Annotated in this window: 13 protein-coding genes; 4 read left to right on the top strand and 9 right to left on the bottom strand. The window is 68.6% G+C overall.

Features of this window, described 5'->3' with window-relative positions; genetic code table 11:
• The 6 genes from ACH49X_RS21725 to ACH49X_RS21700 all read right to left on the bottom strand — a co-directional run bounded on the left by ACH49X_RS21725 (window position 1) and on the right by ACH49X_RS21700 (window position 5,320).
• Window positions 1-1,020, bottom strand: a complete 1,020-nt coding sequence (locus tag ACH49X_RS21725; protein WP_357206182.1) for an MlaD family protein — start codon at window positions 1,018-1,020, stop codon at window positions 1-3.
• Entirely contained in the window at window positions 1,020-2,033 is a 1,014-nt protein-coding gene (locus ACH49X_RS21720; protein ID WP_195081125.1) for an MlaD family protein, read from the bottom strand. Before ACH49X_RS21720 ends, ACH49X_RS21725 begins: the two co-directional genes overlap by 1 nt.
• Complete coding sequence (locus tag ACH49X_RS21715) at window positions 2,030-3,055, bottom strand: MlaD family protein (RefSeq protein WP_195081126.1); 1,026 nt, start codon at window positions 3,053-3,055, stop codon at window positions 2,030-2,032. The genes ACH49X_RS21720 and ACH49X_RS21715 overlap by 4 nt, the downstream gene beginning before the upstream one ends.
• Window positions 3,056-3,062: 7 nt before the next feature.
• On the bottom strand, window positions 3,063-3,947 hold the full coding sequence (locus ACH49X_RS21710; protein WP_357206180.1) for an ABC transporter permease: 885 nt from the start codon (window positions 3,945-3,947) through the stop codon (window positions 3,063-3,065).
• Window positions 3,947-4,660: an ABC transporter permease gene (locus ACH49X_RS21705; protein ID WP_195081411.1), complete on the bottom strand. Its 714-nt coding sequence runs from the start codon at window positions 4,658-4,660 to the stop codon at window positions 3,947-3,949. The genes ACH49X_RS21710 and ACH49X_RS21705 overlap by 1 nt, the downstream gene beginning before the upstream one ends.
• Before the next feature lie 453 nt (window positions 4,661-5,113).
• Complete coding sequence (locus ACH49X_RS21700) at window positions 5,114-5,320, bottom strand: hypothetical protein (protein WP_195081128.1); 207 nt, start codon at window positions 5,318-5,320, stop codon at window positions 5,114-5,116.
• A gap of 142 nt (window positions 5,321-5,462) precedes the next feature.
• Here ACH49X_RS21700 and ACH49X_RS21695 point away from each other — a divergent pair, with 142 nt between their 5' ends.
• A complete protein-coding gene (locus tag ACH49X_RS21695) occupies window positions 5,463-6,125 on the top strand; it encodes a cyclase family protein (protein ID WP_357206178.1) in 663 nt (220 codons plus the stop codon).
• A 40-nt stretch (window positions 6,126-6,165) separates the two neighbouring features.
• On the opposite strand, the gene ACH49X_RS21690 is transcribed toward ACH49X_RS21695, so the two are convergent.
• Complete coding sequence (locus tag ACH49X_RS21690; RefSeq protein ID WP_195081130.1) at window positions 6,166-7,017, bottom strand: crotonase/enoyl-CoA hydratase family protein; 852 nt, start codon at window positions 7,015-7,017, stop codon at window positions 6,166-6,168.
• A gap of 238 nt (window positions 7,018-7,255) precedes the next feature.
• Here ACH49X_RS21690 and ACH49X_RS21685 point away from each other — a divergent pair, with 238 nt between their 5' ends.
• Window positions 7,256-8,017: a 3-hydroxyacyl-CoA dehydrogenase gene (locus ACH49X_RS21685; protein WP_195081131.1), complete on the top strand. Its 762-nt coding sequence runs from the start codon at window positions 7,256-7,258 to the stop codon at window positions 8,015-8,017.
• A gap of 163 nt (window positions 8,018-8,180) precedes the next feature.
• Here ACH49X_RS21685 and ACH49X_RS21680 read toward each other — a convergent pair whose 3' ends face one another.
• Window positions 8,181-9,110 (bottom strand): hypothetical protein, encoded by a 930-nt coding sequence (locus ACH49X_RS21680; RefSeq protein ID WP_357206176.1) that lies wholly within the window; start codon window positions 9,108-9,110, stop codon window positions 8,181-8,183.
• Between the two features lie 98 nt (window positions 9,111-9,208).
• The gene (locus ACH49X_RS21675; protein WP_195081133.1) at window positions 9,209-9,970 is read right to left on the bottom strand and encodes a DUF4239 domain-containing protein; all 762 of its coding nucleotides are present in this window, start codon (window positions 9,968-9,970) and stop codon (window positions 9,209-9,211) included.
• Window positions 9,971-10,885: 915 nt separating this feature from the next.
• Between ACH49X_RS21675 and ACH49X_RS21670 the strand changes: the two genes are divergently transcribed.
• Together ACH49X_RS21670 and ACH49X_RS21665 are read left to right on the top strand one after the other, a co-directional pair.
• The gene (locus ACH49X_RS21670) at window positions 10,886-11,998 is read left to right on the top strand and encodes a hypothetical protein (RefSeq protein ID WP_195081134.1); all 1,113 of its coding nucleotides are present in this window, start codon (window positions 10,886-10,888) and stop codon (window positions 11,996-11,998) included.
• A gap of 356 nt (window positions 11,999-12,354) precedes the next feature.
• Entirely contained in the window at window positions 12,355-13,626 is a 1,272-nt protein-coding gene (locus tag ACH49X_RS21665; protein WP_195081412.1) for a cytochrome P450, read from the top strand.
• The last annotated feature ends 88 nt before the right edge of the window (window positions 13,627-13,714 follow it).

Genomic DNA, 13,714 nt, shown 5'->3' with positions numbered 1-13,714 from the left:
TCAGCACCCCGCTCCCGGGACCGGAAGACAGACGTCGGGGCGGCGCACGGTGAGGCCGCTCTGATCGATGAGCGCTCGACCCTCCGGTCCGGCCAGTCCGGCGAGTTCTTCCATGGTGTGGGTCATCGCGGCGATGACGGCGTCCGTCGAACTCAGCAGCTCGCGGCTCAGATCGCGGCTCTGCTCCAGTGGGAAGAACAGCGGTTCCAGCTTCTCGGCGTAGGGACCGGCGAGGAAGTCGAACAGCAGCCCGACCACGGCGGTCACTTTGTCGGCGAAGATCTCGACCTTGGATCGCGCCGCCACGATCTGCGGTCCGAGCACGGCGTAGGCGCGGATCACCTCGGTGGCCAGCATCTCGTTGTCCCGCGCGGTCGCCAGGTATTCGTTGGACAGGGCCAGCAGCCCTTGGACCTGATCCTTCTGCTCGGCCAGCGTGCCGACCACCGCACCGAGCGAGGACACCGCCTGGCGAACCGCGCCGGGGGCGTCGGTGAGCGCGTGCGCCGCGGCGTCGAGCGTCTTGCGTAGCGACTCGGTGTCGATCTGGTCGGTCACCCTGACGGTTTCCGGCATCAGCTCGTTCACCAGGAACGGCAGGTGCGCGCGCTCCATCGGAATGGGCGCGCGCAACGGCTGCGCGCCCGCTGGCAGCAGCGCCAGGTACAGCCCGCCCACCGGGGTGAGCATCCGCACGTCCACGGCGGTGCGGTCACCGAGACGTTGTTCGGATCGCACGATGAATTCGACCTCGACGTGATCCTCGCCCAGTCGGATCGACAGCACCCGGCCCACCTTCACGCCGGCGATCCGTACGCTGTCGCCGGTGGTCAGTCCACCCGTTTCCGGCAAGTGCAGCCGATAGGTCACAGAGTCCGGCGGGCGGAGATACAGCACGCCCACCGTCGTGAAAGCCAGTGTGACAGCGATGACGCTGATCAGCGCCCACGTCAATTGCGTTCGGGGAGAAGGGGTTTCCGGCCCGAGCGAGACGACGGGACGCGCCGGGACCAATCGCATCACCGACTCCCTTCGCAAACGGTCAAGGGGCGGCCGTGGAGCAGCACGGCCGCCGTGATCGGCAGTGCGACCGTGCCGTTCGAACAGTGCCGGGAGGGCTCGGAGCGGGGGATCAGCGCGTTGAGCGCTTCCAGCAGGCCGGGCAGGGCCGACAGCGCGCGCACGGCGGCGGTGGTGTCGGGGATGGCCTGGTGGATGCGTTCGGTGAGCGCGTCGGAGCTGTCACGGGCGCCGAGCAGCAGCCGCGCGAGTGCCTCGGCGGTGCGGACGATCTCGGTCATCTCGACCGAACCCTTGTCCATCAGGCTCAGGAATTCCTCCATCCGGCTGGCGACCGGCATGAAGATGGAGTGGAAGACGCGCAGGATGTTCTCCAGATTGGCCGAGCGTCCGCGCAGCCGCTGCGACAGCGCGTCGAGATTCGCGACGATGGTCGCGATGACGGTGGTGCGGTCCTCGGCGTAGGCGGTCAGCGTGGCGAGATCGCGCAGCAGCGGAGCCATGTCGCCGTCGCTGCCCTCGACCATCGCGACGAGGTGGGCGGCGAACCTGTTGTACACCTGGGGATCGGCTTCACGCAGCAGCGGGCGCAATCCGTTGAACACGGTGGTGATGTCGAACGAGTCGACCGTGTCGACCACCGGTTGGGCCGGGTCGAGGAACGCTCCTCGCCCCTCGGCGGTGACCGCCAGATACCGCTGCCCGGTGAGATTCTGGAAGCGGACGGCGATACGGTCGGTGCTGCGCAGCCGATACCGCGACAGCAGGGTGAAGCGGACGGTGGCGCGATGATCGGCGGTCAGCGAGATGCCGGTCACCTTGCCGACCTGAACGCCGCGCAGCCGCACGTCCGCGTTCTGCTGCAGTCCGAAGACGTCGCCGAATTCCGCGTGGTACTCGGTCGTCTCGCCGCCGACCGGCCGGTGGATCGCCTGCACGACCACGGTGACCACGGCGATCACGACCAGCAGCAACAGCAGCAGGCGCACGGCGGCGGCTCGTGGTGTCCTCATCGCGGCGCACCGCCCGTGGCCTGGACCGGGAAGCGGAACGCCGGCACCGCCGCGATCAGCACCTCCACGTCGAGCACCACCCGGTCGTCGCGGCGGTGCAGCGCCCCGTCGATGCCGGCGGCCAGATCGTGCAGCTGTCGCGGCGTGACTCCCCGCATCGCCCGATCGAGCGGGATCACCAGGTCCAGCAGCATGTCCACCGCCTGCGAGGTGGGGCCGAGCGCGCCGACCAGTTGTCCGGCGAAGGCGAACACGAGGTTGGAGACCTCGGAGATGGTGTCGGAGGCCTGGCGGGTGCGCAGGTCGTCGTCGAGTTCGGTGACCGACGCCAGGGCCGTGAGGATGCTCAGCGCCGACGGGGTGAACGCACCGACGCCTTCGGCGACATCCGCCGACTCGCGCAGCAGGTCGGCGAGCGGGCCGGGCCGGGCGCGCTGCCAGGTGCGCGCGAGCAGCAGGGCCGAGGTGAGCATCGGAGCCACCGCATCGGTCAGGCTCGCCGCGTTCTCCAGCGACGTCGTCATGCGGGAGGTCAGCACGTCGGCCACGGCGCGGCCGGAGTCGCGCAGGATCCGTGTCACGGTGAAGTTGTCGACTCGATCGCCGATATCGAGCGTCGCGCCCGCGGCGATCGGGTCGCCGCCCGGCATCGGGACCAGTTCCAGCGCGGTCGATCCGAAGACGTTGGCGGAGACGAAACGGGTGTGCATGGTCGTCGACAGCTCGGTCAGCCGCGGCGCTTCGACGCCGACTCGCACCCGCTGCCGGTCGGGGCCGATCGGCTCGATCGCCTCGACCGAGCCGATCGTCATGCCGCGCAGCCGGACCGGCGTGTGCGTGCCGACGCCGTCGCCGATGCCGGTCATCACGAGGTCGAAACCGGCCAGGTCCGCGCGGGCGGGCTCGGAGGTGCGCCAGACGGCCACGGCCAGCACGGCCAGTGCCGCGAGCAGCGCCAGCCCGCGCAAGCGCAGACCGGCGGGGCCGGGACCGCGAACCGAGAACTGCGCCGCACGACTCATGACTTGCTCACCCCGCGAAACTGATGTCGGTGTCGAAGCCCCACATGGCGATCGTCAGCACCATGTCGGTCGATGCGATGAGCACCAGGCTCGCCCGGATCGCCCGGCCCGAGGCGATGCCAACCCCTTCGGGGCCGCCGGTGGCGTAGAAGCCCTGGTAGGCGTGCACGCCGGTGATCACGAGCACGAAGACCACCACTTTGATCAGCGAGTAGACCAAGTCGGTGGGCGCGACGAACATGTGGAAGTAGTGCGCGAAGGCGCCCGACGCCTGGCCGTGCACCGCGGTCACGGTGAGCCGGGTCGTCAGGAATCCGAGCGCGAGCGCGATCAGATAGGTGGGTATCACGGTGATCACAGCGGCGACCAACCGCGTGGACACCACGTACGGGATGGGGTCGATCGCCTGCGCTTCGAGCGCATCGATCTCCTCGGAGATCCGCATGGCGCCGATCTCGGCGGTCATCCGGCATCCCGCCTGCGCGGCGAAGCCGACAGCGGCGATGAGCGGGGCCAGTTCCCTCGGGTTCGCCAGCGCCGACATCGCGCCCGCCAACGGGCCCATACCCAGCATGTCCAGCGCGGTGAAGCCGACGATGCCGATCATCGCCCCGGCCACCACGCCCATGATGACCAGCACGGGCACCACCCCGCCGCCGACGATGACCGATCGTCCTCCGCCCCAGGCCAGGTCGGTGAAGACCGCGACCACCTGCTTGCGGTAGCGGCGTAGCGCGTAACCGGCGCCAAGACACGCCGCGGTCGCGAAGCGCAGCTGAAACCCCAACTCGTCCAGCGGCTCCCACAACCGAGTCAGGTGTCGTGTCCAGCGCAGGCCACGGGGCCGGTACTCCGACGGCCGCGCGGTTCGCGGCCCGCTTCGCAGGGCCATCACAGGAATCCCAACGGCACGAACAACAGCACCACCTGGGTGATGACGAGATTGACGATCAAGCAGGCCAGCAGTCCGAGCACGACCGCAGCGTTGACGCAATCGGCCACGCCTTTCGGCCCGCCCCGCGCCTCCAGCCCGCGCTGGCAGGCGATCACCGCGACCAGATAGCCGAAAACCGCTGCTTTGCCGATGCAGATCACCAGATCGGTGACGGTGGCGAAGCTGCCGAACGACAGCCAGTACGAACCCGGCGCGACGCCTTGGCCGACCGAGGCGACGAGAAAACTGGCCAGGATGCTCATCAGGATGACCAGCACCGCCAGCATCGGCGCCACCACGGTCATCGCCAGCAGACGGGGCGCGACGAGCCTGCGGTGCGGGTCGATGCCCATGGTGCGCAGCGCATCGATCTCTTCGCGGATCGTGCGCGCTCCCAGATCGGAGGCGATCGCCGACGCGCCCGCGCCGCCGACGAGCAGGGCCGCCGCCATCGGCGCGATCTGCTGCATCACCCCCATGCCGCCGACCGCGCCCGCCATCGAACCGGCGCCGACGTTCTCGGTGATGCTGCCGACCTGGACGGCGATCACCACGCCCATCGGCAGCGAGATCAGTATCGCGGGCAGCAGGGACACCGAGGCGAAGAACCACGCCTGCACCAGCGCCTCCCGCACCGGGAACCGGCGCAGCACCAGATCGATGGCGAGCATGGCGGTGGAGCGTGCGCCGAGTCGCACCGTGCGACCGAAAGTCCTTGCGCTCGAAGCGGTCCGGCTCGCCAGCGCGACCGCGAGCGGAACCGCGCCCTGTTCCCCGCCGGAGGGCCACTCGGCGGACGCCGCATGCTCGGACACGTCCCACTCCTCGCGCAACAATCCAACCCGTCGCCCGAAGAGAGGTCGTCTATCGCTCCGTGCGCGGAGTGCTGAGCCGTTGATAGTTCAACCGCGATAAGGCTATCAATTCGGCGGATCGGATGGGTTGAGATTCACGAAAACGATCGAAGGCTATCCGGTCTGGACTCGAGCACATCCGTTCCGTGCTGCCGGGAGCGAGTCGGGTTCCCGCTGGAGCCGGACGGTTGGCGGTCGTCGGCCTCGTGCGTGACGCGGCGACCGTCGCCCGCGGTTCGGCCATACCCGCCGGCGCGCGGCGACGCCCGATCAGGGCAGACGCATGAGCCGCCGGGAGAGGGTGAGCAGGCGGCGGGCGAGTTTCACGACCGGGAGGCCGAGGGGAAGGAGAACGACCGTCACGCACAGCACCGCGCCGACGAGCCACAGCACGGCCGCCACCAGCCCCAGTACCGTGCCGAGCACGGCGGTGAGGATCCCCAGCACGACGCCGAGCAGGCCCTGTAACGCTCGCATGACGACCTTCCGGTATCCATTCTGCACTTCCGCGCGGCGAAGCGCACGGGCCGATTCGAGCCTGCGGCTCGTGGTTCTGCCAGGGTGCGAGCACGCGGCGACTCCGTATACGAGCACGGGATCGGCCGGTAGCGTCCGGGGTATGAGCCGAGCGATCGTGGAGTTGTCGCATCCGGTCTCGGACGGCATGCTCACCTGTCCGGGCCAGCCTGCCCCGCGCATCACCACCGAAGTGGCGCCGGACAGATCACCGCTGATCGACATGACATTCGACATCGCACGGGTGGACATGGTCGGCCACACCGGGACCTACATCGACGCGCCTCGCCTTTTCCACGCGGAGGGCGCGGACATCGCCGAGCTGCCGTTGGAACGGTTGCTCGATGTGCCGATCGTGGTGATCCGCGCGTCGGGACTGCGCGCGGTGGGTCCGGACGTGCTCGGCGATCCGGCGCTGCTGTGGGGCAAGGCGGTGCTGGTGCACACCGGGTGGTCGGCCAGGTGGGGTTCGGCCGAGTACCGGGACCCCGCACATCCGTTCCTGGTCGGTGAGGTCGCCGAGGCGCTGGTCGCCGCCAACGTCGCGCTGGTGGGAATCGACTCGCTCGACGTCGACGACACGTCGTTGCCGACGCGTCCGTGCCATCACACGCTGCTGGGAGCGGGAATCCCGATCATCGAGCAGATGACCAACCTGGACGCGCTTCCCGGCACAGGCGCCAGGCTGGTCGCGCTACCTGCACCGGTGCACGGGATGGGGTCGTTCCCCCTGCGTGTCGTGGCGTGGATCGACCACCGGTATTGAACGGCCCCTCGTCCGCCGAATCTACTGTCTCGCCGAGAATTCACGGCCGGAACGGCGGCACCGCGAGATCGTCGCCGAAGATGTCCGGGAGGTCGCGGTCGACGCTGTCGGGGAAGCGCGCGGGCCGCTTCTCCAGGAAGGCGGTGACCCCTTCCCTGGCATCGGCGCTCGCGCCCCGGTGGTAGATGCCGCGGGATTCGATGCGGTGCGCGATCATCGGATGATCGGCTCCCAAGTTGCGCCACAGCATCTGCCGGGACAGGGCCACCGAGACCGGCGCGGAATGCTCGGTGACGCGGCGCGCGAGCGCATGCGCCTCGTCGAGCAGGGTGTCCGCCGGATACAGCGCGGAGAACAGTCCCGCCTCGAGCGCTTCGGCCGCCTCGACGAGTCGGCCCGAGTACACCCAATCCAGTGCGGTCTGCATCGGCACCAAGCGGGGCAGGAACCAACTGGAACAGGACTCGGGCACGATGCCGCGCCGATTGAAGACGAACCCGATACGGGCGTTGTCGACGGCGATGCGGAAGTCCGCCGCGAGCGTCATGGTGATGCCGACGCCGACGGCGGGGCCGTTGACGGCGGCGATGATGGGCTTGCGGGATTCGTACATGCGCAGGACCAGCTCGCCGCCGCTGTCGCGGAAGGACTCCGCGGCGTCGTTGTCGCCCGCGGCGAAGGTCTCCGCCCCCGCCGACAGGTCCGCGCCGGCGCAGAAGGCGCGACCAGCGCCCGTGATGATCACCGCGCGGATGGAATCGTCGCGGTCGCAGGTGTCGAAGGCTTCGATCAGCTCTGCGCCCATCGCGGTGGTGAACGCGTTGAGCTGCCGCGGGCGGTCGAGGGTGACGGTGGCGATGGCGTCGGAGACGTCCAGGCGAATATCGGCCATAACGAACACTGTGCCATCACGCCGACATGAGCGCTCTTGCAGGGGGTTCGCGGGACATCGTCGCACCCTCGGATCGAATCGAACGAGAATGACTGTTTACTTAATGCTCCCTGGGCGGTTAGCCTGTCGCCGTGTCCCGATCGGTCACGGCACCTGGCGCCCCGCACCGGGGTGGCGGCGCGGACCGATCGGCCGGCGTTTCGCGTCGTCGTTGGACAACCCGGAGAAGAGGAGTGGGATGGAGATCAGCAACGCGGTCGCTGCGGTGACCGGTGGTGCGTCGGGACTCGGCTTGGCGACCGTGCGGGAACTGCACGGCAAGGGAGCGAAGGTCGTGATCATCGACCTGCCGTCGTCCTCCGGCGAGGCCGTGGCCAAAGAACTCGGCGACGGCGTGGTCTTCGCCGCGGCGGACGTCACGAACGAGGAGCAGGTCACGGCGGCGCTCGACGCCGCGCAGGAGCTGGGCGACCTGCGGATCGCGGTGAACTGCGCGGGTATCGGCAACGCGATCAAGACCGTCGGCAAGAACGGGGCGTTCCCGCTGGCGGACTTCACCAAGGTCGTGAACGTCAACCTGATCGGCACCTTCAACGTGATCCGGCTGGCCGCCGAGCGGATCGCGAAGACCGATCCGGTGGGCGAGGAGCGTGGTGTCATCATCAACACCGCGTCGGTGGCGGCCTTCGACGGCCAGATCGGACAAGCCGCGTACTCGGCGTCCAAGGGCGGAATCGTCGGCCTGACCCTGCCGGTGGCGCGCGACCTCGCGGCGATCAAGATCCGGGTCGTGACCATCGCGCCGGGACTGTTCCACACGCCGCTGTTCGCCACGCTGCCGGATGAGGCCATCGCCTCCCTGGGCGCGCAGGTGCCGCACCCGTCGCGCCTGGGCGATCCCGCCGAGTACGCCGCGCTCGCGCGCCACATCGTGGAGAACCCGATGCTCAACGGCGAGACCATCCGCCTGGACGGCGCCATCCGGATGGCGCCGCGCTGAGGTAGTGCCCATCGGGGCTCCGAAGGCAGCGGTGGTGCGGGTGTCGGCGTAAGCCGCATCCGCACCGCCCTTTTCGTCTCAGGACCTCCCGCTGCTGGTCAGGAAGCCCGACAGCACCACGTAGGCTGCCCGGTCGATCGAGCCGACCGGCGTCGATCGAGATCTAGCGTGGTCGCTTGGAGCCGGGCGACAGACGGATCCCGACCACGGTGATGACGGTGACCACCAATACCGTCATCAGCTTCATGAGACTCCAGGCGTCCGGGTCGTGGGCCGGTTCGACGGCTTGTATGTCCCTTCCCCGTTGCCGGTTCTGCGGCGGAGGGGGCGACTCGGGGAGGGGGCGGTCGGCTCGCGGCGGGACCGGTACGGGGACGGCGGCAGGTGCCGGGACGATGGGGAGAACCGGGGCGGGCGGGCCGAGCTGCAGCGGGCTCATGGGCTCGGGCGGGGTGGTGGGAAGCAGCAGCAGGCAGGTCAGCACCGCGCTGCCGGTAGCGGCGCTGCCGACGGCGGCGCTGCCCAGACCGGATCCGCTGGACCCCGGGCCGATCAGACCCGGCACCAGCGAGCCGAAGCCGCTGCCGGTCACCAGTCCGAGCAGCAGCAACGCGCTTCCCGTCACGGCGCTGCCGGTACATGCCAGCTGGGCGCTGCCCGCGTCGACTCCCGGCGCCGCGGCCGGATGTTCCGTCGCGGTGTCCTGGCGGGGCGTCGTCTCCACCGGGTGGGTCACGTCGCCGGATGCCGCATCGCCGGTGGCGAGAAGACCGCGAGCACCACCGGTTCCGGTGCTACCGCTCGGGGAGAGACCGGCGCTGCCGGAGGGTAGCCTGATCGGACCGAGGCTCGAGGACCCGCCGAAAGTTTCACCCTCGGCGGCGCTGCCGGTCGACACGGCCTCGGCGGCGCTGCCGGAGGGCACGGCGGGCCCGAGGCTGGAACCGCCCCCAGGGAAGGCGCCCACCGGGTCGAAACCGGTAGCAGTGCCCGAACTCCCGGTGGCGAGGTCACCGAAGGGCGGCCACGGCGGCGCCTGGGCGGATGCTTCCGACGGGTGAGCCACGAATGCCGCCACGGTCAGGGGCAACATCGCAGTGGCCAACCCCTTTGCCAATCCGGGTGTTCGAGATGCGTCTCGGTTGGGTCGCATGTGCAGTCGCCTCGTCATAGTCGAAACCGGCCGGAAGTTCATGTCGTGTGCTGGTACCGCGACAGCGCGAGTTCGAAAGCCTCCTTCGGGACCACGTTCCCGCCGGAGAACGGCTCGTCGAGGTTGTAGATCGCCCGGATCACCACGCCGACGATGGCGCCGAGCAGCGCGGTGGTCACGACGGTGCGCTTGGTGACCTGGACGCCGGAGAGGACCACGCTGAACAGCAGCAGCACCGTGCAGATCCACATGGCCAGGTAGAGGAAGGCGGGTACCCGGTAGCCCGCGTCGAGCGCGCGATCGGCGCGTGCCTGCGCCACCGCGTCCAGGCTGGTCAGCGCACTGGTCCGGAGGGCGTCGACCTCGGGATCGACCGGATTCACCGCGGCCACCGCGTCGCGGAGGGTGTCGAGGGTGTCCTGGGTGGATTGACTGAGACAACCGTCGTCGGCCATGACGGTCCATTCGTCGGTGAGAACCTGCTGGGTGTAGTCGTGCACCAGACCTTGGACGCGGGCGTGGTCGGGTTCGGGCATCCCGTGCGCGGCCCAATAGGTATCGATGAGCGCCTTGGCTTCCGCGATGGTGTGATTGCGCGCGTTGTCGTACTGCTGCCAGGCGATGACCACGATGAATGCCACCACCGCCATGAAGATCGTGTTGATCAAGTTGAGCACCAGCGCGCCGACGGTGTCGTCGTCGGTGTGCCGCCATGCCTTCGGATGTAGGCGATCACCGGCGACGAAGACGACCACCGCGACGAGCGCGGTGAGAGCAGGCACCAGAAACTCGAAGGCCATGCGGGACTCCGTTCTGTCTGAGTGGTTCTCGCGACCGTGGCGTCGCAGGGCCGGTCGCACTGGAGTGGTGCGCGATTTCCGCGCACTCCGAAGCGCGCGGCCGCGGCGATGGCGCGACGGCGTGGTTGCGGGAGCGTCTTGGAGCTGGGTAGCTGTCAGTGCCGACCGGGCGTGACCAGATCCCGCGAGACGTTCGGCAGCTTTCGGCTATCCGGCGCGCCGGAACCGCTGCGGACAGGCATTTCGATGATCATGCGTGGCCCTCACCCCCGAGATGGATACCGAGACGATCAACGATCACGCCGTCGAGAGTCTGCGACTGTTCGGATCTGATCAGTGATGCACGGCAAAGCGGTGACACGATGCGGCGCCGTTGCGAATCAGGCGCCGTGAGATCGTCCGATCCGACAGACCGGTTCGGACCACACCGATAGTAGACCGCGAAACCGCCTGCCTGTGGCGAAATTTGGGAATGTCCCGCCGCACGCACCCGGAACGGGGGTGTGCCGTGTGCGGGGTGTCCACGACTCCGGGGTCGCGCCGGGTCACCGGCCGCGGGGAACTGCCGGCAAGCATCCTGTGTCGCCAGAACGTGCGCTGATGCGGGGAATCTCGTGACGGTGGTGCTCATCGGCCGCGACTTCGGCAGCAGACCCGCCCCCGGACGCATCGTTCGACCTATTGCTCTGGCTCACAGAGGATTTGATACCGAGGTAGATCGAAGGCGCGAATACCTGGATGGCCCACCACGACGGCGGAATGCATCCGGAAACGCCCCTCCGCGCGTCGATAGCGTGAGAACATCAGGAGATGCGGGATCGGAGCGCATCCAGGTACGCTTGCACAGCTACCGATCGGCGTAACGGGAAGATCCTGGGTCGCGGATCGCGCGTCCAGACAACAGAAGAGCCACAGATGACCAGATACGCGCATTATGTCGGCAGCCTGCCTGCCGAGCTGATGACGGGTGATCGTGCCGTCATGCAATGGTTTGCCGACCACAGCGAGGGGCGGCCGGTGACCGCCGTGCCCTGCGATCTCGATCCGGACTGGATTCTCGACTATCTGCGTACGCGCAAACAGCACGCCGACGTCTTCGAGATCGTCCGCCCCGGCGACTACGCCGACTACGGTGATTTCCCCAGCTACGGGCTCAGATCCGGTTGCACACTGGAGCCGCGGCATGTGTCGATGGACCGGGTCGAGCGGATCGGCCGGGTCGTGGAGACGTTCGAGTCGCTGCGCGCCGACCGGCCGGCGCTCGCCGGAACGAAAGTGCAGATCAGCCAGCCCAGTCCGCTGGATCTGGCGATGTTCGTCTTCGCGGGCGCCGCGGTCTCCGGTGGGCTCCCCGTCTGGCCTGCCGTCCGGCGCTCCGGGCTCGTGGTCGGCGCGCTTCGGCAGCTTCCCGTGTTCACCGAAGCGGTGGTGGGGGAGATGACCGAGGTCGTCGAACGGCACGGCGACCGTGTCGTCTGGCAGGTGGAGTCGCCGATCGCGCTGCTGAGCATGGTCAAGGCCGAGCAACTGCGTTCGCAGTGGGCGCTCGCGCCGTTGATCGCACGGCAGCTCGCCGGTTTCCTCGGGCGGATGCACGAGATCGGCGCGGAAGCGATCGTGCACCTGTGCTACGGCGACTATCAGCACAAGAGCCTGCTCACCCCGCGCACTCTCGCTCCGGCGGTCAAGCTGCTCGGCCGCACCGCACGGCTACTGCGCCGACAGGGCACACCGTTACCCCCGGTGCATATCCCATGCGCCTACGGCGCCGAGCCCGCGCCGCTGGAGCCGCGGTTCTACGCGCCGTTGCGCAAGCTCGATCCCGAGTGGAAAGTGATCGCCGGTGTCGTCTCTCCGGACTCCGGCGAGGACAGCGCTCGTGCGCTCGCTCTCTTCGAACAAGCCGCCGGGCGCTCGGCTTACGGTGTCGCCACCGCCTGCGGACTCGGCCGATGCACCGTCGACGCCGCTCGGCAGGCGGTAGCCACCACGGTCGCGCTGACCGGCGGCGCGGAACCCGGACAGTGATCTGCCGGGCGATAGCCGACGGAGCGTGACGGTGGGGCGACGCCAGCGGTCCGCACGCGCGCAGCACGATCCGGCGCCGATGCGCGAGCACCGGATCGTGCGCTGCCGACCAGCGCGTACGGTGTGCTTGCGGGCTGATGGCCGGTGAATTGTCTTGTCCGAATGTGGTTCTCGCGCCCATCGGCGCCGCCTACGTCAGCGGCGGGATCGGAGCGTTGCTATGTTGCTAGCGTAAGCGGGTCGCCGAGCTCTGGACAACAGGTCTTGGAAGGCACGTGTACCCGCTCACAGATCACGTTCGTCGAATTGCTGTTCCATAACCTGGAGTCACGTTCTTGACCACACCACAGTCCCCGATGGCCGCGCCGCACACCACTGGAGCCGGAGCGTGCCCCGTCCAGCACGGCCCCGTGACGGAAGCGGACGCCCCACGTGTCCCGATGTATACGAAGGAGTTCGTCGCCGACCCGCACCGCGCGTATCGCGAGATGCGCCGCGAACACGGCACGCTGGTTCCGATCGAACTGGCGCCCGGCGTGCCCGCCACGCTGGTGATCGGCTATCAGACCGCGGTGCGGATCCTCAGCGATCCCGACCATTTCCCAGCTGATCCGCGCACCTGGCAGAAGACCATTCCCGAGGACTCGCCCGTGCGGCCGATGATGGAGTGGTATCCGGCCGCCCGCTACAACACCGGACTGGCCCATGATCGCTACCGGCATGCTTCCGTCGACGCCATCGACGGGATCGATCTGTTCGACGTGCCCGCCACGGTGGAGCAGATCGCCGTTCCGCTGATCAACACCTTCTGCGCGACCGGATCCGCCGATCTGGTCACCCAGTACGCGTTTCCGCTCGTCCTGGAAGTGCTCAACCAGATGGTCGGCTGCCCGGCCGAAATCGGGGAGCGGGTGGCGACCGGCATGGCCGCGCGCTTCGACACCGTGCGGGGCCCCGAGGGCATGAAGATGCTCAAGGACGCGCTGATGCAGCTGATCCGGCTCAAGCGCAAACAGCCCGGCGACGACGTCACCTCACGGCTGGCGCACCACTCCACCGAACTCGACGATATCGAGATCTTCGCCCAGCTGATGAGCTTCTACGGCGCCGGTTTCGAGGCGCAGCGCAATCTGCTGACGAACGCGGTCCTGCTGATGATCACCGACGACCGGTTCCGCTTCGGCGACGTCCTCGGACGGAATCTGTCCACCACCGACGCGCTCGACGAGGTGTTGTTCAACGACCCGCCGATGGCGAACTTCTGCACGACGTACCCGCGGCAGCCGATCATGGTCGACGGTGTCTGGCTGCCCGCCGACCAGCCGGTGGTCATCAGTCTCGCCGGGTGCAACAACGACCCCCAGATCCGCGGTACCGACGAGCCCGGTGGCAGCCGTATCGGCAATCGGTCCCATCTGGCGTGGAGTGCGGGTCCGCACGCCTGCCCGGCCAAATCCGTCGCCTACATGACGGTGCAGAACGCCATCGATCAGCTGTTCGACGCCCTGCCGGAAATCCAACTGGGCCAGCCGAAGAGCGAACTGCAGTGGCGACCGGGACCGTTTCACCGGGCGCTGATGGCCTTGCCGGTCGTCTTCCCCAAGTCGGCGCCGGTTCACCTCGGGTAGGCGTGAGCCGCCGGGCCACAGCGCAAGTGGAACGGGTGTGACCCGACCGGTTCGGGTCCATACCGATGCTCGGCGGTGAAAGCGGCTG

Origin of the sequence: Nocardia sp. NPDC019323 (genome assembly GCF_044389845.1) — a bacterium.
Classification (GTDB): domain Bacteria; phylum Actinomycetota; class Actinomycetes; order Mycobacteriales; family Mycobacteriaceae; genus Nocardia; species Nocardia implantans.
This window is presented reverse-complemented; position numbering and strand designations above follow the sequence as displayed.

Bases quoted from the DNA above. Each gene is read 5' to 3' on its own strand.
- ACH49X_RS21725 (WP_357206182.1), bottom strand. From the start codon at position 1,020: ATGCGATTGGTCCCGGCGCGTCCCGTCGTCTCGCTCGGGCCGGAAACC.
- ACH49X_RS21720 (WP_195081125.1), bottom strand. From the start codon at position 2,033: ATGAGGACACCACGAGCCGCCGCCGTGCGCCTGCTGCTGTTGCTGCTG.
- ACH49X_RS21715 (WP_195081126.1), bottom strand. From the start codon at position 3,055: ATGAGTCGTGCGGCGCAGTTCTCGGTTCGCGGTCCCGGCCCCGCCGGT.
- ACH49X_RS21710 (WP_357206180.1), bottom strand. From the start codon at position 3,947: ATGGCCCTGCGAAGCGGGCCGCGAACCGCGCGGCCGTCGGAGTACCGG.
- ACH49X_RS21705 (WP_195081411.1), bottom strand. From the start codon at position 4,660: ATGCTCGCCATCGATCTGGTGCTGCGCCGGTTCCCGGTGCGGGAGGCG.
- ACH49X_RS21700 (WP_195081128.1), bottom strand. From the start codon at position 5,320: ATGCGAGCGTTACAGGGCCTGCTCGGCGTCGTGCTGGGGATCCTCACC.
- ACH49X_RS21695 (WP_357206178.1), top strand. From the start codon at position 5,463: ATGAGCCGAGCGATCGTGGAGTTGTCGCATCCGGTCTCGGACGGCATG.
- ACH49X_RS21690 (WP_195081130.1), bottom strand. From the start codon at position 7,017: ATGGCCGATATTCGCCTGGACGTCTCCGACGCCATCGCCACCGTCACC.
- ACH49X_RS21685 (WP_195081131.1), top strand. From the start codon at position 7,256: ATGGAGATCAGCAACGCGGTCGCTGCGGTGACCGGTGGTGCGTCGGGA.
- ACH49X_RS21680 (WP_357206176.1), bottom strand. From the start codon at position 9,110: ATGTTGCCCCTGACCGTGGCGGCATTCGTGGCTCACCCGTCGGAAGCA.
- ACH49X_RS21675 (WP_195081133.1), bottom strand. From the start codon at position 9,970: ATGGCCTTCGAGTTTCTGGTGCCTGCTCTCACCGCGCTCGTCGCGGTG.
- ACH49X_RS21670 (WP_195081134.1), top strand. From the start codon at position 10,886: ATGACCAGATACGCGCATTATGTCGGCAGCCTGCCTGCCGAGCTGATG.
- ACH49X_RS21665 (WP_195081412.1), top strand. From the start codon at position 12,355: ATGGCCGCGCCGCACACCACTGGAGCCGGAGCGTGCCCCGTCCAGCAC.